This is a genomic window from Staphylococcus pasteuri (genome assembly GCF_030547725.1).
In the GTDB taxonomy this organism is placed as follows: domain Bacteria; phylum Bacillota; class Bacilli; order Staphylococcales; family Staphylococcaceae; genus Staphylococcus; species Staphylococcus pasteuri.
In genome coordinates this window covers 1-236 of record NZ_JAUOQO010000970.1, presented here as the reverse complement: position 1 = coordinate 236, position 236 = coordinate 1, and the positions used below count along the sequence as shown (strand labels likewise).

Below are 236 nucleotides of genomic sequence, written 5' to 3'. Positions count from 1 at the left end.
GCAATGACGTGCATGTGCTTGCTGCGGCGATTTCGGGGTCGGCAGATATGATCTGTACCTTGAATGCCAAGGATTTTCCGCGTCAGATCCTGGCGGAAGAGGGGCTTTCGCGTCTGGACCCGGACGGGTTTCTGCATGGGATCTGGCAGGCGCAGCCGGATATGATGGCCCATGTTGCGGATCAGGTTCTGGCCAAGGCCCGGCGGCTGTCGGAGCATGATTGGCAGATGCGGCCC

General features: G+C 60.6%; 1 protein-coding gene. It reads left to right on the top strand.

All coding sequences use genetic code 11. From position 1 onward, the window contains the following. Positions 1–236, top strand: a 236-nt coding sequence (locus tag Q4528_RS16065) for a hypothetical protein (RefSeq protein WP_303522762.1), incomplete at both ends; no start/stop codon positions are given.